Origin of the sequence: Pseudonocardia sp. ICBG162 (genome assembly GCF_020496225.1) — a bacterium.
GTDB lineage: Bacteria > Actinomycetota > Actinomycetes > Mycobacteriales > Pseudonocardiaceae > Pseudonocardia > Pseudonocardia alni.
Genome location: NZ_JAHLJD010000031.1, coordinates 1,023,375 through 1,040,094, shown reverse-complemented (window position 1 = coordinate 1,040,094; position 16,720 = coordinate 1,023,375). Strand labels below are relative to the sequence as shown.

At 74.6% G+C, this 16,720-nt stretch carries 17 protein-coding genes; 15 read left to right on the top strand and 2 right to left on the bottom strand.

All coding sequences use genetic code 11. The annotated features are described in order from the left end of the window. Positions 1–18 precede the first annotated feature (18 nt). Positions 19–579, top strand: coding sequence for a hypoxanthine phosphoribosyltransferase (gene hpt / locus KPL60_RS29760; RefSeq protein ID WP_073576928.1), 561 nt, complete (start codon positions 19–21; stop codon positions 577–579). A gap of 7 nt (positions 580–586) precedes the next feature. Here the strand turns inward: hpt and KPL60_RS29755 are convergent, their stop codons facing one another. Further along, positions 587–1,597 (bottom strand): S1 family peptidase, encoded by a 1,011-nt coding sequence (locus KPL60_RS29755; RefSeq protein ID WP_226367868.1) that lies wholly within the window; start codon positions 1,595–1,597, stop codon positions 587–589. 345 nt (positions 1,598–1,942) lie between these two features. Here KPL60_RS29755 and ftsH point away from each other — a divergent pair, with 345 nt between their 5' ends. From ftsH to KPL60_RS29700, 11 genes are all read left to right on the top strand, one after another. After that, on the top strand, positions 1,943–4,450 hold the full coding sequence (ftsH, locus tag KPL60_RS29750) for an ATP-dependent zinc metalloprotease FtsH (RefSeq protein WP_226367867.1): 2,508 nt from the start codon (positions 1,943–1,945) through the stop codon (positions 4,448–4,450). Between the two features lie 32 nt (positions 4,451–4,482). Continuing rightward, positions 4,483–5,097: a GTP cyclohydrolase I FolE gene (gene folE / locus KPL60_RS29745; protein ID WP_226354155.1), complete on the top strand. Its 615-nt coding sequence runs from the start codon at positions 4,483–4,485 to the stop codon at positions 5,095–5,097. Between the two features lie 49 nt (positions 5,098–5,146). After that, on the top strand, positions 5,147–5,977 hold the full coding sequence (folP, locus tag KPL60_RS29740) for a dihydropteroate synthase (RefSeq protein ID WP_226356595.1): 831 nt from the start codon (positions 5,147–5,149) through the stop codon (positions 5,975–5,977). Further along, positions 5,974–6,339: a dihydroneopterin aldolase gene (gene folB, locus KPL60_RS29735; protein ID WP_073576766.1), complete on the top strand. Its 366-nt coding sequence runs from the start codon at positions 5,974–5,976 to the stop codon at positions 6,337–6,339. The genes folP and folB overlap by 4 nt, the downstream gene beginning before the upstream one ends. Then, on the top strand, positions 6,336–6,851 hold the full coding sequence (gene folK, locus KPL60_RS29730; RefSeq protein WP_226367866.1) for a 2-amino-4-hydroxy-6-hydroxymethyldihydropteridine diphosphokinase: 516 nt from the start codon (positions 6,336–6,338) through the stop codon (positions 6,849–6,851). Before folB ends, folK begins: the two co-directional genes overlap by 4 nt. After that, positions 6,848–7,384, top strand: coding sequence for a DUF3180 domain-containing protein (locus KPL60_RS29725; RefSeq protein WP_226354152.1), 537 nt, complete (start codon positions 6,848–6,850; stop codon positions 7,382–7,384). Before folK ends, KPL60_RS29725 begins: the two co-directional genes overlap by 4 nt. A 48-nt stretch (positions 7,385–7,432) precedes the next feature. Beyond that, entirely contained in the window at positions 7,433–9,334 is a 1,902-nt protein-coding gene (locus tag KPL60_RS29720) for a PrsW family intramembrane metalloprotease (protein WP_226367865.1), read from the top strand. 285 nt (positions 9,335–9,619) lie between these two features. After that, a complete protein-coding gene (locus KPL60_RS29715) occupies positions 9,620–10,543 on the top strand; it encodes a Rossmann-like and DUF2520 domain-containing protein (RefSeq protein ID WP_226354151.1) in 924 nt (307 codons plus the stop codon). Further along, entirely contained in the window at positions 10,540–11,427 is an 888-nt protein-coding gene (gene panC / locus KPL60_RS29710) for a pantoate--beta-alanine ligase (protein ID WP_226367864.1), read from the top strand. Before KPL60_RS29715 ends, panC begins: the two co-directional genes overlap by 4 nt. Positions 11,428–11,449: 22 nt before the next feature. Next, complete coding sequence (gene panD / locus KPL60_RS29705) at positions 11,450–11,860, top strand: aspartate 1-decarboxylase (RefSeq protein WP_226354149.1); 411 nt, start codon at positions 11,450–11,452, stop codon at positions 11,858–11,860. Between the two features lie 10 nt (positions 11,861–11,870). Further along, complete coding sequence (locus tag KPL60_RS29700; protein ID WP_226367863.1) at positions 11,871–12,674, top strand: type III pantothenate kinase; 804 nt, start codon at positions 11,871–11,873, stop codon at positions 12,672–12,674. Positions 12,675–12,680: 6 nt separating this feature from the next. Here KPL60_RS29700 and KPL60_RS29695 read toward each other — a convergent pair whose 3' ends face one another. Then, entirely contained in the window at positions 12,681–13,442 is a 762-nt protein-coding gene (locus tag KPL60_RS29695) for a class I SAM-dependent methyltransferase (RefSeq protein ID WP_226367862.1), read from the bottom strand. Positions 13,443–13,620: 178 nt separating this feature from the next. On the opposite strand from KPL60_RS29695, the gene lysS reads away from it, so the two are divergent. The 3 genes from lysS (at position 13,621) to KPL60_RS29680 (ending at position 16,609) form a co-directional block, all read left to right on the top strand. After that, positions 13,621–15,078, top strand: coding sequence for a lysine--tRNA ligase (gene lysS / locus KPL60_RS29690; protein ID WP_226356594.1), 1,458 nt, complete (start codon positions 13,621–13,623; stop codon positions 15,076–15,078). A 276-nt stretch (positions 15,079–15,354) separates the two neighbouring features. Further along, on the top strand, positions 15,355–15,702 hold the full coding sequence (locus KPL60_RS29685; RefSeq protein ID WP_226367861.1) for an Lsr2 family protein: 348 nt from the start codon (positions 15,355–15,357) through the stop codon (positions 15,700–15,702). A gap of 79 nt (positions 15,703–15,781) precedes the next feature. After that, on the top strand, positions 15,782–16,609 hold the full coding sequence (locus KPL60_RS29680) for a siderophore-interacting protein (RefSeq protein WP_226367860.1): 828 nt from the start codon (positions 15,782–15,784) through the stop codon (positions 16,607–16,609). The last annotated feature ends 111 nt before the right edge of the window (positions 16,610–16,720 follow it).

Genomic DNA, 16,720 nt, shown 5'->3' with positions numbered 1-16,720 from the left:
TCCGTGCGAGGGGGTCGGGTGTACGACGGGGACATCTCCTCGGTGCTGGTCACCGAGGAGCAGGTGCGCGAGAAGACCGCGGAGCTGGCGCAGCAGGTCGCCGGTGACTACGCCGACCTCGTGCGCGACGGCCGCGAGTCCGACCTCGTGCTGATCGGCGTCCTCAAGGGCGCCGTCATGTTCATGACCGACTTCGCCCGCGCGCTGCCCATCCCGGCCCAGCTGGAGTTCATGGCGGTCAGCTCCTACGGATCGTCGACCTCGTCGTCGGGCGTCGTGCGGATCCTCAAGGACCTCGACCGCGACATCGCCGGGCGGCACGTGCTGATCGTCGAGGACATCATCGACTCGGGGCTGACCCTGAACTGGCTGCTGGGCAACCTGCAGACCCGCTCGCCCGCGTCGCTGGAGGTCGTGACGCTGCTCCGCAAGCCGGACGCGGTGAAGGTCGACGTCCCGGTGCGCTACGTCGGCTTCGACATCCCGAACGAGTTCGTCGTCGGCTACGGCCTCGACTACGCCGAGCGCTACCGCGACCTGCCCTACATCGGCACGCTCGACCCGTCGGTCTACGCCTGAGCGCGGCTCAGCCGAGCCCGGGCCCGGCGGGTGTGGCCAGCGCCCGCGGGTCCACCCCGGCCGGGGCCACGGTGAACGCGGGCCCGCCGGCGAGCGCCAGACCGGCCGGACCGTCGGTGCGGGCGGCGTAGTCCAGCGCCCTCGCCAGGTCGGTGTACTCGATGCTGGGCAGGTCGTCGGTGGTGGTGAGGCTGGACAGCACGCCGATCGCGCGGCCCTGCGCGTCGAGCAGCGGGCTGCCCGACTCCCCGGCGACGCCGTCCTGCACGGCGAACACCGTGTGCCCCCAGCCGCCACCGACCTCGGCGGCGGCCGCACCGGCGCGCACCCCGACCGTGCGGACGCCGCCGGCGCCGGGCGGGTTGGTGAGGCCGTAGACGGGGGTGCCGGCGGGCAGCGGCGCGGTGCGGACCGCGCCGGGACCGCCGAAGAACGGCACCGCGGCACCCACCGAGGGGCGGGCGCCCGCGGGCAGCTCGACGAGTGCGAGGTCGTTGTAGGCGCAGACGTCGGGGTCGCGCTCCCCGCGGGCCTGCATGGTGTTCCACGAGCTCCACGCCAGCGTCCCGGTGACCGTGCCGTCGCGGCCGTGCACCAGCACCGGGGTGCCCAGCGGCACCGCGTCGGAGGTGCAGCCGTCGGTCTCGGTCTCGTCGCCGGTGCCGCCGCAGTGGGCGGCCTGCCCGAGGAAGGTGCGCTCGCCCGCGGTGAACACGAACCCGGCCGTGCACAGGCCCGCGCCGGTGGTCTCGGTGACGGTCCCCGGCCCGATCGACCCCGGCCCCGCGACGACGGCCGGGTGCGGAACGAGGTCGCTCGCCTCGGCCCGGGCGGTGGTCGCCGGCGGCGCGGTCACGACCGGCGGCGTCGGTGCGGCGGCCGCGGGCGCCGGGATCACGGGCACGGCGACGGCCGTCCCCACCGGCACGGTGAACACCGCCAGTGCCGCCGCGGCGGCGAGACCGGCGGCGAGCACCGACACCGTCCGCCGGGGTCCGGCCACCGCGTGCAGCGCCATCCGATCGTCCCTCCCGACCCGCAGACCATCGCCGCTGGACCGGACGGAGCAGGGCGCCGCTGCCCTCCGCCGCCGTCCGGGTACCGAGCGTGCTGCACAGTTGTCCCACACCACGGTGTCGACGTGTGCGTCGGGACACCCCTGTGGGGGAACCGGGCAGGTCGCCGGTTCGTTCATGGATCGGCCGCCCGCTCACCGGGCGGTCCGGCCAGGTCCGTCCGGAGCACTCCACCCACCGTGGGGCTATCCTTGCGGGTCAGGGCCCTCCGGCGGGGCGGTACACCGTCCGCCGCCGCTGCCGAGAACCACTCCCGGGAAGGTGAAGGCCACCCAGGCCGACGTTGCATGGACCGCAAGCGCCTGCTCCGCAACCCGCTGATCTGGATCCTCGTCGCACTCCTGATCTATCTCGGGTTCAGCCAGCTGTTCGACGACACCCGCGGATACACCGAGGTCACGACGTCGGTCGCGCTCTCCCAGGTGCAGTCGGGGAACGTCAAGGACGCCCTCGTCGAGGACCGTGAGCAGCAGCTCCGCCTCACGCTGGACCGCCCGATCGAGGTCAACGGCAACGAGACCACCCAGATCCTCACCCAGTACCCGGCGCAGATCTCCGGTCAGATCTTCGACCAGGTCCGCCAGGTCCCCGGGATCGCCGAGTACGACACCGTCGTCCGCCAGGACTCCTTCCTCTCCACGCTGCTGATCACGATGATCCCGCTGGCGCTGGTCCTGATCCTGCTGTTCTGGTTCCTGAACAACGCCCAGGGCGGCGGGAACCGGGTCATGAGCTTCGGCAAGTCCAAGGCCAAGCAGCTGAACAAGGACATGCCGAAGAACACGTTCGCGGACGTGGCGGGCGCCGACGAGGCGGTCGAGGAGCTCTACGAGATCAAGGACTTCCTGCAGAACCCGGGCCGCTACCAGGCCCTGGGCGCGAAGATCCCCAAGGGCGTGCTGCTCTACGGCCCGCCCGGCACCGGCAAGACGCTGCTGGCCCGTGCGGTCGCCGGCGAGGCGGGCGTGCCGTTCTACACGATCTCCGGGTCCGACTTCGTCGAGATGTTCGTCGGTGTCGGTGCCTCCCGGGTGCGCGACCTGTTCGAGCAGGCCAAGCAGAACGCGCCCTGCATCATCTTCGTCGACGAGATCGACGCGGTCGGCCGCCAGCGCGGCGCCGGCCTCGGCGGCGGGCACGACGAGCGCGAGCAGACCCTGAACCAGCTGCTCGTCGAGATGGACGGCTTCGACGCCCGCGGCGGCATCATCCTGATCGCCGCGACGAACCGGCCGGACATCCTGGACCCGGCGCTGCTGCGCCCGGGCCGGTTCGACCGGCAGATCCCGGTCGGCGCCCCCGACCTGGCGGGCCGTCGCGCGATCCTGAGCGTGCACTCCAAGGGCAAGCCCTTCGCCGACGACGTCGACCTCGAGTCGCTGGCCAAGCGCACCGTGGGCATGTCCGGTGCCGACCTCGCCAACGTGATCAACGAGGCCGCGCTGCTGACCGCCCGCGAGCACGGGACGCTGATCAACGGCGCCGCGCTGGAGGAGTCGGTCGACCGCGTCGTCGGCGGCCCCCGGCGCAAGTCGAAGATCGTCTCCGAGCGCGAGAAGAAGATCACCGCGTACCACGAGGGCGGGCACGCGCTGGCCGCGTGGGCGATGCCGGACCTGGAGCCGGTCTACAAGCTCACGATCCTGCCGCGCGGGCGCACCGGCGGGCACGCGCTCGTCGTCCCGGAGGACGACAAGGGCCTCATGACCCGCGCCGAGATGATCGCGCGGCTGGTCTTCGCGATGGGTGGGCGTTCGGCCGAGGAGCTCGTCTTCCACGAGCCCACGACCGGCGCGTCCTCCGACATCGACCAGGCCACCAAGATCGCCCGCGCGATGGTCACCGAGTACGGCATGAGCGCCAAGCTCGGCGCCGTCCGCTACGGCCGCGAGCAGGGCGACCCGTTCCTCGGCCGCTCGATGGGCAACCAGGCCGACTACTCGCTCGAGGTCGCCCACGAGATCGACGAGGAGGTGCGCAAGCTCATCGAGGCCGCGCACACCGAGGCGTGGGAGATCCTCAACACCTACCGCGACGTGCTCGACGACCTGGTGCTGGAGCTCCTGGACAAGGAGACCCTGAACCGCAAGGACCTCGAGCGGATCTTCGGGTCGGTGGAGAAGCGGCCGCGGATCACCGCGTTCGACGACTTCGGCGTGCGCACGCCGTCGGAGAAGCCGCCGATCAAGACCCGGCGCGAGCTGGCGCACGAGCGCGGTGAGGTCCTGCCGCCCGAGGAGGACGAGCGCACCCCGGCCGAGGTCGGCTCGGGCTCCGCGAACGGCTACGGCGACGCGCCCGGCACCCCCGGCGCCTCCCCGTTCCCGGCGGGCGGCTCGGTCCCGAGCCGCCCGGACGCCCCGAACGACGGCGGCTACGGCCCCGGTGACGGCGGCCCGGGCCACGGCGGCGGCAACGGCGGCAACGGGAACGGGAACGGCTACGGCGCGCCCGGCAACGGGCACGGCGCCCCGGCCCACGGCTACGGCCGGGCCGGGTCCTACGGCGGACCGGGGCAGCCCCCGCCGCCGGCCGTCGCCCCGAACTACGGCGCCCCGCCGGACTGGCGGCCCGCGACGACCCCGCAGGGGCAGAGCTGGCCGCCGCCGAACTGGGCGCAGCCGCCGCAGCAGGGTGGGCCGCAGGGCCCCGCCCAGGGTGGTCCGTGGCCCGGTCCCGGACCGGGCGACGGCGGCAACGGCAACGGCGCGCACGGCAACGGCGCGCCGGGTGGTGCGAACGACCCCGGCGCCGGCGAGCAACGGCGCGGACACGACCCGGAGGCAGGACACTGAGCACGTCGACGACGGACGGACGCTCCGGACCGGTGGAGTCCGCCGCGGTGGCGGCCGGGGTGACCCAGGCCGTACCCGGCGGGGTCGACCTGGACCGTGCGGAGCGCGCCGTCCGCGAGCTGCTGATCGCGGTCGGGGAGGACCCGGACCGCGAGGGCCTCAAGGAGACCCCGGCCCGGGTCGCGCGCGCCTACGGCGAGATCTTCGCCGGGCTGTTCGTCGACCCGGACACGGTGCTGGAGAAGACCTTCGACGAGGGCCACGGCGAGCTCGTGCTGGTCAAGGACATCCCGATGTTCTCCACCTGCGAGCACCACCTCGTGCCCTTCCACGGGGTGGCCCACGTCGGCTACATCCCGGCCGTCGACGGCCAGGTCACCGGGCTGTCCAAGCTGGCCCGGGTGGTCGACCTGTACGCCAAGCGCCCGCAGGTCCAGGAGCGGCTGACCGCGCAGATCGCCGACGCCCTGGTGCGCAAGCTGAACCCGCGCGCGGTGATCGTCGTGCTGGAGGCCGAGCACCTGTGCATGGCCATGCGCGGCATCCGCAAGCCGGGGTCGCGCACCACCACCTCGGCGGTGCGCGGGCTGTTCAAGAGCTCGGCGACCTCCCGCGCGGAGGCGCTCTCGCTGATCAGGGGGCGCTGACGTGGTCGCCCCCGGCGGGGCGTTGCCGGAGCTCGGCCGCTGCGCGGTCATGGGGATCCTGAACGTCACCCCCGACTCGTTCTCCGACGGCGGCCGCTACGTCGACCGGTCGCACGCCGTCGCGCACGGCGTCGCGATGCGCGACGCCGGGGCCGACCTCGTCGACGTCGGCGGGGAGTCGACCCGGCCCGGCGCGCAGCGGATCGACGCCGCGACCGAGCGGGACCGCGTCCTGCCGGTGGTGCGCGAGCTCGTCGCCGCGGGCGTGCGGGTCAGCGTCGACACGACCCGGTCCGAGGTCGCGCAGGCCTGCGTCGAGGCCGGTGCGGCGATGGTCAACGACGTCTCCGGCGGCCTGGCCGACCCGCGGATGGCCGCGGTCGTCGCCGAGGCGCGGACGCCCTGGGTGATCATGCACTGGCGCGGGCACAGCGCCGGCATGCAGCAGCTCGCGGGCTACGAGGACGTGATCGGCGAGGTCCGGTCCGAGCTCGTCGCCCGGGTCGACCACGCCGTGATGGCCGGGGTCGACCCCGGCCGCATCGTGCTCGACCCCGGTCTCGGGTTCGCCAAGAACGCCTCGCACAACTGGGCCCTGCTGCGCCGGCTCGACGTGTTCGTCGACCTGGGCTTCCCGGTGCTGGTCGGGGCCTCGCGCAAGCGGTTCCTCGGCGAGCTGCTGGCCTCGGCCGAGGGCGAGCCGCGCACCCCGCCGGGCCGCGACATCGCGACCGCCGCGGTCAGCGCGCTCGCCGCCAACGCGGGCGCCTGGGGCGTGCGGGTGCACGACGTCGAGTCCACGATGGACGCCATCGCGGTCGCCGCCGCCTGCCGGCTCGGCGCCTCGCGCGCCCGCACCCCGCGGGAGACCGGGCGGTGAGCGACCGGATCGAGCTACGGGGTCTGCGGGTCCGCGGGAACCACGGCGTGTTCGACCACGAGCGCCGCGACGGCCAGGAGTTCGTCGTCGACCTGGTGGTGCACGCCGACCTCGCGCCCGCCGCCGCCTCCGACGACCTGGCCGACACGCTGCACTACGGCGAGCTCGCCGAGCTGGCCGCGGGCATCGTCGGCGGTCCGGCCCGTGACCTCATCGAGGCCGTCGCCGGGGAGATCGCGCAGGCCGTGCTGGACTCCGACGCCCGGGTCGCCGCCGTCGAGGTGACGCTGCACAAGCCGTCGGCGCCGATCCCGCTGACCTTCGACGACGTCGCGGTCGTCCTGACCCGGAGCCGGGCGTGACCCGCGCGGTCCTGTCCCTCGGCTCCAACCTGGGCGACCGGGCCGCGCACCTGCGCACGGTCGTCGCGGACCTGGGGGCGGCCGTCGTGGCGGTGTCGCCGGTGTTCGAGACGGCGCCGTGGGGCGTGACCGACCAGCCGGACTTCCTCAACGCGGTGCTGGTCGCGGACGACCCGGCGCTCGACGCGTGGGGCTGGCTGCGCCGCGGGCAGGCCCTCGAGGACGCCTCGGGCCGGGTCCGCGAGCAGCGGTGGGGCCCGCGCACCCTCGACGTCGACGTGGTGCAGGTGACCGACGACGGCGCCCCGGTCACCTCGGACGACCCGGAGCTGCTCCTGCCGCACCCGGGCACCCCCGACCGGGCCACCGTGCTGCTGCCGTGGCTGCTCGCCGAGCCCGGCGCCGTCCTGCACGGGCACGGGCCGGTCGCCGACCTGCTGGACCGGCTCGGCCCGGACGGCCGTGCCGGCGTGCACCGCCGTGACGACGTCGTCCTGCGGGACCCGGCGTGACCGCGCCCGGACCGGGCGGACGGCGCCCCGGCCGCGGCCCGGACGACGACCCGCGCCCGACCGTCCGCCCGACCCGGGTCCGCGACGTCGCCGCGATCGCCGTGGTCGCGGCCCTGCTCGGCAACATTCTCGTCCAGCTGACCTACGGGTCGCTGCCGACGCTGCCGGTCGCCGCGGCGGTCGTCGTCGCGGTCCTCGCCGCCGCCGAGGCCGCGGGCGGGGTCGTGCTGCGGCGCCGGATCGAGCGCCGGAACGGGGCCGTCCCGGTACCGCCGCTCGTCGCGGCCCGGGCGGTGCTGCTCGCCAAGGCCTCCGCGGTCGGCGGCGCGGTGGTCGCCGGGCTGTGGGTGGGCGTGCTGATGCACACCCTGCCGCGGGCCGCGGTCGTGGTGGCCGCGTTCCGGGACAGCGTCGTCGCCGGGGTCGGCGTGGTCAGCGCGCTACTGCTGGTCGGCGCCGCGTTCTGGCTGGAGTACTGCTGCCGGTCCCCCGACGACCCGGACGACACCGACGGTGGGATCCGCGCGGGCTGAGGCGCGTCCCCCCGCGCGGACCGGGCCGGTTCTCTACGCTGGACGGTCATGACGTCCCCGACGCTCGGCCGCCCGTACGCCCCGGTGCCGGCGCCGTCCGCCAAGCGACGGGGCGTGCTGCTGCCGGTCGTGGGCCTGGTGGTGCTGGCCCTGCTCGCGGTGATCACGATCGGGGTGCTGCAACGCGCGATCGGGACGCCGGGGGTGATCGTCGGGACCCTGGCCGCGCTGCTGCCGGTCGTGCCGGTGGTGGCGGCGTTCCTCTGGGTGGACCGCTGGGAGCCCGAGCCGCCGCGGATGCTGATGGGCGCGTTCCTCTGGGGCGCCGGGTTCGCCGCGCTGGTCGCCCTGCTGATCAACACGAGCGCCTCGGCGGTGCTCGACGCGGCCGCCGGGCGCGGCGCGGGCGACCTGTTCGGCCCGGTCGTGGTCGCCCCGGTCGTCGAGGAGTTCACCAAGGGCCTGTTCCTGGTCGGGCTGCTGGTGTTCCGGCGCCGCGAGTTCGACGGGATCGTCGACGGCGTCGTCTACGCCGGGATCGTCGCGGCCGGGTTCGCGTTCAGCGAGAACATCCTCTACCTGGGCCGCGCGGTGTCCGAGCCGGAGTCGGCGGGCGTGCTCGCGACGCTGTTCGTCCGCGGCGTCGCCTCGCCGTTCGCGCACCCGCTGTTCACCTGCATGATCGGCATCGCCGCCGGGATCGCGGTGACCAGCCGCAGCATCGGGGTGCGGGTGCTGGCGATGATCGCCGGCTACGTCGCCGCGGTGGTGCTGCACGCGCTGTGGAACGGCGCGTCGGTGCTGGCCGCGACGCCCGGCGGCTTCTTCCAGATCTACCTGTTCGTGATGGTCCCGATCTTCGTCGGGCTGATCCTGCTCGTGGTGTTCGCCCGTCGCCGCGAGGCGCGGATCGTGGCCGCGCAGCTGCCCGGCTTCGCCGCCGCGGGCTGGATCGCGCCGAGCGAGGTGACGCTGCTGGCCCGGCTGTCCCGGCGGAAGGGCTGGCGCACGCTGGTGCGGCGCCGCTCCGGCCCGGCCGCGGCGAAGGCCGTCGCCGAGTACCAGTCCGCGGTCACCGAGCTGGCGTTCATGCGGAACCGGATCGCGCGCGGCGCGGTGCGGGAGAGCGCCCACGCCCTGCACGACGAGAAGCTGGCCGCGGTGCTGCGGGCCCGCGCCGTCGCCGTCGGGGTGCCGGAGGCGCTGGTCGCGGCCTGGGCGCGGAAGCGTCCGTCGGGCTGGGAGCCGCCGCCCCCGGCCGCGCCGGACGGCAGCTTCTCCGGCCAGTTCCGCATCCCGACCTTCCCCGACGGCGGCGGCGCGTCCTCCTCCGCGGGGCCCGCCGTGCCGCCGCTCCCGCCCGGCCCGGACACACTCATGACCGCGGCGCCCTGGGGGCGCCCCGAGGGACCGCGGGCCGCTCCGTGGTCGGGCGCGCCGCGGACCCCCACCCCGCCCGCCCCGTACGCCCCGGGGCCGCCCGGCGGCGCCCGTCCCGCCGGCCCGCGCGGTCCGGGGGCGGCCGATCCCGAGGCCCGCTCCGACGGCCCGGGCGTGCCCGGCCGTCCGCAGGAGCCGGCCCGACGTCCCGGCCACCCGGGTGCCGGGCCCGGTCCGGTCCCCGGCGGCCGGGGAGCGGGCTCGCCGTCACCCGGACACCAGCAGCCCGGACACCAGCAGCCCGGCCACCAGCAGCCCGGCCACCAGCAGCCCGGTTCCCCGGTGTCCGGTCCGGCACCGTCCGCCTCGCCGGCGCCGGGCCCCGCGGTCCCCGGCGCAGCCGGACCCGCCCCGGGGGGAGGCGACGAGCACCTCACCCGTGCCGTCCGCCGTCCGGAACCACCCGCCGCCGAAGCCCGCGGCCGCCACCACGACAACCCGTCCGACCCCGGCCCCACCCGTCCGATGCTCCGCCCCGACGACGACCCGGACCGTCCCGCCGCCCGGTGACCCGGGCCGATCCGGGGCCGATCCGGGCGCCGGGGACCGCCCGCCCGCCCCCACTCCGTCCCATGATCACCGGTTGTGGAGCGGAGCGTTCGCGAGGCGGGCGCCGAACTCCACAACCGTCGATCACCGACGGGGCCGGGGTGAGGCCGGTCTCAGGAGCACGCCCCGCCACCCGGCGCCCGTCTACCCTCGCGTCCGGCGCGCGGCCACCGGAGGTCGCGCCACCCGCGGATTGCCCGACCGGTACCCCACCAGGACCGGAACGGGAGGAAACGGATTCTCGTGATGGACTCTGCGATCGATGGCGGTCGCCCCGCGCGGCTCGCGGTCGGGGTGGTCTCGGCCGGTCGGGTCGGTGCGGTGCTGGGCGCCGCGCTCGCCCGCGCGGGCCACCACGTCGTCGCCGCCTCCGGGGTCTCGCAGGCCTCGGTGCGCCGGGCGGAGACCCTGCTCCCCGACGTCCCCCTGCTCCCGCCGGACGAGGTCTGCTCGCGCGCCGACCTGGTCCTGCTCGCCGTCCCCGACGACGTGCTGCCCGGCCTGGTCCGTGGCCTCGCCGCCGCCGGATGCTTCCGCCCGGGCCAGATCGCCGTCCACACGGCGGGGTCGCGCGGCGTCGCGGTGCTGGACCCGGCGACGGAGCGGGGTGTGCTGCCGCTGGCGCTGCACCCGGCGATGACGGTGACCGGCCGCCCCGAGGACGTCGACCGGCTCGCCGCCTGCTGCATCGGCGTCACCGCGCCCGGCGACCCGGAGCACGGCGACCCGCGCGACGCCGTCGGCTGGAGCGTCGCCGAGGCACTCGTGCTGGAGATGTCGGCCGAGCCCGTCCGCATCCCCGAGGCGATGCGCCCGCTCTACCACGCCGCGCTCGCCCACGGCGCCAACCACCTGACCACCCTGGTCGGGGACTGCGTGCAGCTGCTGGAGACCGCGGGCATCCGGCCCGCGGAGCGGCTCGTCGCGCCGCTGCTGTCGGCCGCGCTGGACAACGCGCTGCGCCACGGCGACCGCGCGCTGACCGGACCGGTCGCCCGCGGCGACGCCGGCACCGTCCGGACCCACCTGGAGCACATCGCCGACGCCGACGCCGACCTGGCCGCCGTCTACCGAGCGCTGGCCGGGCGCACCGCCCACCGCGCCGCCGCCGCCGGGCTCCTCGGCCCCGACGGCGTCCGCGACATCGAGACCGCACTGGAGGAGAAGTGAGCACCCCCGGCTCCACCCGGAACGGCTACGGCACCGGCCGGCTGACCGTGCACGCCGACCCGGCGAAGCTCGCCGCGGTCACCCGCGCGCTGCGCGGCGCGGGCCGCAAGGTCGTCCTCATCCCCACGATGGGCGCCCTGCACGAGGGCCACCGCGAGCTGATCCGGCACGCGAAGCGGATCCCCGGCGCCGTCGTCCCGGTCGTGTCGATCTTCGTGAACCCGCTGCAGTTCGGCGCGGGCGAGGACCTCGACCGCTACCCGCGCCCGATCGAGGCCGACCTCGACGCCTGCCGCGACGAGGGCGTCGAGCTGGTGTTCACCCCGCAGGTCGAGCACATGTACCCGCCGGGCTCGCAGACCCGCGTCACCGCCGGGCCGCTCGGCGACGAGCTGGATGGCGCCTCCCGGAAGGGGCACTTCGACGGCGTCCTGACCGTCGTGTCGAAGCTGTTCCACATCGTCGGCCCGGACGTCGCGCTGTTCGGCGAGAAGGACTACCAGCAGCTGACGCTGATCCGCCGGATGGTGCGCGACCTGGACTTCCCGACCCGGGTCGTCGGCGTCCCGACCGTCCGCGAGGACGACGGCCTGGCCCTGTCCTCGCGCAACGTCTACCTCGAGCCCGGGCAGCGCCGCGCCGCCGCCGTGCTGTCGCGCGCGCTCGCCGCCGGTGCCGCGGTGTCGGTCCGCGGGCACGACGCCGTGCTGGACGCCGCCCGCGCCGAGCTGGCGACCGAGCCGGAGGTCGACGTCGACTACCTCGAGCTGCGCGACACCGACCTCGGACCGGCCCCCGCCCCGGGCGCCGGGGACGGCCGCCTGCTCGTCGCCGCCCGGGTCGGCGCCACCCGCCTGATCGACAACGCCCCCATCGCGTTCTGACCGCGTCCCGAGGAGAACCGCCGTGAACCGCACGATGATGAAGTCCAAGATCCACCGCGCCACCGTGACGCAGGCCGACCTGCACTACGTCGGATCGGTCACCGTCGACGCCGACCTCATGGCGGCCGCCGACCTGCTCGAGGGCGAGCAGGTCAGCATCGTCGACATCACCAACGGTGCCCGCCTGGAGACCTACGTGATCACCGGCGAGCCCGGCTCCGGGGTGATCGGCATCAACGGCGCCGCCGCGCACCTGGTGCACCCCGGTGACCTGGTCATCCTGATCTCCTACGGCTCCTACGACGAGGCCGAGCTGCGCGACTACACCCCGCGCGTCGTCTTCGTCGACGCCGACAACCGGATCGCCGACCTGGGCGCCGACCCCGGGCACGCCCCGGCGGGTTCGGGCCTGCTGACCAGCGCGGCCCGCTGAGGACGACACGGTGCTGCTCTGCATCGACGTCGGGAACACCCACGTCTCGCTGGGGCTCTACCCCGACACCGGGACGGGTGCGGAGGCGCTCGACCCGGAGCCGGAGCGGCGCTGGCGGCTGCGCACCGACACCTCCGCGACCGCCGACGAGCTGGACCTGACCGTCACCGGGATGCTCGGCGCGCACTTCCCCGAGGTCACCGCGGTCGCCGCGCTGTCCACGGTGCCCGGACCGTCGCGGGAGCTGCGGACGCTGCTCTCGCGCTGGTCGGACCGGATGCGGACGCTCGTCGTCGGACCGGGGGTGCGGACGGGCGTGCCGCTGCTGGTGGACCACCCGCGCGAGGTGGGCGCGGACCGGGTCGTGAACTCGCTCGCCGCGCACCACCTGTTCGGCACCACCTGCATCTGCGTCGACCTCGGGACCTGCACGAACATCGACGTCGTCACCGCGAAGGGCGAGTTCCTCGGCGGGGCGCTGGCCCCGGGCATCGACATCGCGATGCAGGCGCTGGCCGAGCGGGCGTCGTCGCTGCGGCCGGTGGACCTGGTCGAGCCGCGCTCGGTGATCGGCCGGACGACGGTCGAGGCCGTCCAGGCCGGGGTGCTCTACGGCGCTGCCGGGCAGGTCGACGGGCTGGTCCGCCGGATCCTCGCCGAGCTGGGCCCGGACGCGCTGCCGGTCACCGTGATCGTCACCGGCGGTCTCGCGGAGCTGGTGTACGGCCGCGCGGACACGGTCACCCACCACGTCCCCGACCTGACGCTGCACGGGCTGCGGCTGACCCACCTGCGCCACCACCGCGCCCGCTGAGCCGGTTCAGGCGCGGCGCGCCCGCCACACGATGGTGCGCATCGGCATCGCGAACCGGCCGTCGGCGTCGGCGACCCGCCCGGTGAGGAAGGCGCGCACGGCGGCGAACACCGCGTCGCGTTCGGCGGGGGTGCTGAGCATCGCCCAGGAGTGCGTGGCGATGTCGGCGACGTGTTCCTCGACGCCGGTCGCCCGCGACCACGTGACCTGCTCCTGGTGCGCGTCGGTGAACCAGGGCTCGTCGGGGAGCCGGGCCGGGTCGCCGCCGCCGGCCGCATTACCGGGAACCCGTCGCCCGCGCTCGCCCACCCCGCCCAGCTCGTGGACCCAGGCGACGTCAGGATCCCCGCTGTTCCACAGCCCGGCCAGCAGCCCGCCGGGACGCAGCACCCGGGCGATCTCGGGGACGGCGACGTCCAGGTCGAACCAGTGCAGCGCCTGCCCGACCAGGACGGCGTCGACGTCGCCGTCGGGCAGCGGGATCCGTTCGGCGGACCCGGTCCGGGCGTCGGCGCCGGGGGTGCGTTCGCGCAGCACCGCGAGCATCGCCGCGTCCGGCTCGACCGCGACGACGTCGAGCCCGCGCGCGAGCAGGGTGCGGGTCAGCTTCCCGGTGCCCGCGCCCAGGTCGAGGACCCGCACCGGTCCCGGTCCGGCCCCGGCCAGCGCCAGGTCGACGGCGGCGTCGGGGTAGCCGGGACGGTGGTCGTCGTAGGCACGGGCGACGGCCCCGAACGTGCGCCCCCGTGCCACCCCCTCGTCGGTCACACCTCGCACGGTAGACCGCCGCGCCCCGCGTCGGGTCGCCCTCGCCGTGCTCCACACCCCGCCAGCAGCAGGCGGGGGTGACGGCGGGGCCCCGGGGGTACCGCCGATAGCCTGACGAGTCGTGAACACTCCCGGCACCCCGTCCGACCCGGCGACCGAGGCCGACCTCCCCGAGCAGATGCGGGTCCGCCGGGCCAAGCGCGCGGAGCTGATCGCCGCGGGCACCGACCCGTACCCCGTCGAGGTCCCCCGCACGCACTCGCTGCGCCAGGTCCGCGACGCCCACCCGGACCTGCCCGCGGACACCGCGACGGGCGAGACCGTCGCCGTCGCCGGCCGGGTGATCTTCGTGCGGAACACCGGCAAGCTGTGCTTCGCGACGCTGCGCGAGGGCGACGGCACCGAGCTGCAGGCCATGCTCTCGCTCGACCGGGTCGGGGCCGAGGCGCTGGCCGGCTGGAAGGCCGTCGTCGACATGGGTGACTTCGTCGCGGTGCGCGGTGAGGTCATCACCTCGCGACGGGGCGAGCTCTCGGTGATGGTCGACGAGTGGACGGTCGCCGCGAAGTCGGTCCGGCCGCTGCCGACCGCGCACAAGGAGCTCTCCGAGGAGAACCGGGTCCGGCAGCGCTACGTCGACCTCATCCTGCGCCCGCAGGCCCGCGAGACCGTGCGCGCGCGGTCCACCGTGCTGCGGACCGTCCGCGAGTCGCTCACCGGCCGCGACTTCATCGAGGTCGAGACGCCGATGCTGCAGAACCTGCACGGCGGTGCCACCGCGCGTCCGTTCGTGACGCACGCGAACGCACTCGACTCCGATCTGTATCTGCGGATCGCACCGGAGCTGTTCCTGAAGCGTTGCGTGGTCGGTGGTATCGAGCGCGTCTTCGAGCTGAACCGGGTGTTCCGGAACGAGGGCATCGACTCCACGCATTCCCCGGAGTTCGCGATGCTGGAGGCCTACCAGGCCTACGCGACCTACGACGACATGGCGGTCCTGACCCGGGAGCTGATCCAGTCCTCGGCGCAGGCGCTGTTCGGTTCCACCACGGTGCGCCACCACGACGGCACCGAGCACGATCTCGGTGGCGAGTGGCGATCGGTGACCATCTACGGATCGGTGTCCGAGGCCGTCGGGCAGGACGTGACGCCGGACACGGAACTGTCGGAACTGCAGCGGATCGCGCACACCCACGACGTCGACATCACCGATTATCCGACGGCCGCACAGATCGTGCTCGAGTTGTTCGAGAAGCTCGTCGAGCACACCCTGCACGAGCCGACCTTCGTGCGCGACTTCCCGGTCGAGGTGCGGCCGCTGACCCGCGCGCACCGCGACGACCCGCGGTTGTCGGAGTCCTGGGACCTCATCGTCTTCGGCGTGGAGCTGGCCACGGCCTACTCCGAGCTGGTGGACCCGGTCGAGCAGCGGGAACGCCTGCACGCCCAGTCGCTCAAGGCCGCGGCGGGCGACCCGGAGGCCATGCAGCTCGACGAGGACTTCCTGCGCGCCATGGAGTACGGCATGCCGCCCACCGGTGGGATGGGAATGGGTATCGACCGTCTCCTGATGACGCTGACCGGCCTCGGAATCCGCGAGACGATCCTGTTCCCGCTGGTCCGCGGCGAGTCCTGAACCGGTTCCGAACGCACATCCGACGACGTCCCCGGCCGCGAAGAGCGACCGGGGACGTCGTGTTTGTCGGACCCGTACGAGTGGTGTCGAACTCGTTTCGCCGTATTCTCCGTACCCAGGTCGACGCCACGAACATTTCTCGGATACGCTCTGATTCGAGTCGGAACCGGTACCCGGTGGCCTCATATTGCGTCCTGCTATTGCATCGCGCAGTCGCCGATGTCCGCCCCGGTCCCTCATCATGAACGTGTTCGGCCATTCAGGGAGGCTGCGGAGATGGCGCAGATCAAGGAAGTCCGGCTCGTCGACGATCTGACCGGCGACGCGGCTGACGAGACGATCGAGTTCGGTCTCGACGGACGCAACTACGAGATCGACCTGTCCGACGGGAATGCGAAGAAGCTGCGCGACGTGCTCGCCGACTACGTCGCGGCCGCCCGTCGCGCCGGTGGCGCGGCCCGCCGGCGCAGCAGCGGCTCCTCGGGCGCGGCGGCCCGCCGCCCGTCGGTCGACCGCGAGCAGAACCAGGCGATCCGCGAGTGGGCCCGCAACCGCGGGATGAAGGTCTCGGACCGCGGCCGCATCCCGGCCGAGGTGCTCGAGGCCTACCACCAGGAGAACTAAGGTCTGCCTTACCCAGTGGGGCGGGGGAGGGGTACCGTCGCGACGGCCCCTTCCCCTCTCGTCGTTGGGAGGCAGCCTGATGGCCCGCCCCGTCACCAATCTCCGGGTGCTCCGCACCGAACGCCTGAGCCCGCACATGGTGCGCGTCGTCGCCGGTGGCGACGGCCTGGCGGCGTTCCCCGTCACGGAGTACACCGACCGCTACGTCAAGATCCTCTTCCCGCTCCCCGGCGTCGAGTACCCCGAGCCGCTGGACATGGACCGGGTGCACGCCGAGCTGCCGCGTGACCGGTGGCCCGCCCAGCGGACCTACACCGTCCGCTCGCTCGACCACGCCGCCGGTGAGCTCGTCATCGACTTCGTCCACCACGGCGACACCGGCCTCGCCGGCCCGTGGGCGGCCGCCGCCCGCCCGGGCGACCGGCTGCGGATGCTCGGCCCGGGCGGCGCCTACGCCCCCGACCCGGACGCCGACTGGCACCTGCTCGTCGGCGACGAGGCCGCGCTGCCCGCGATCTGCGCCGCGCTCGAGCGGATCCCGGCCGGGCGGCCGGCCGTCGCCGTCCTGCAGGTGGACGGTCCCGGCGACGAGATCGACGTGCCCGCGGGCCCCGGGGTGGACGTGCGGTGGCTGTACCGCACCGACGCCGGGGGCGACCCGGACTCGGAGCAGCTGGCCGCCGTCGTCGCGGATCTGGAGTTCCTCCCCGGGCGCGTGCACGCCTTCGTGCACGGTGAGGCGATCGCCGTGCGCGAACTCCGCAGGCACCTCACCCGCGAGCGCGGCGTCGCCAAGGACGACCTGTCGATCTCCGGGTACTGGCGCCGCGGGCGTGACGAGGAGGGGTTCCGGCAGTTCAAGGCGGCCGAGCGGGAACGCGAGGAGGCCGCCGCCACGACCGGCTGACGTCTGCCGGGAACACGGCAGGTGTCACCCGTGTTACTGCGGGCACGTACCCCGGTGCACGTCAGGTGGAGGCGCCGGGGCCCCTTCGACCGATACAGTGGTATGAGGTCT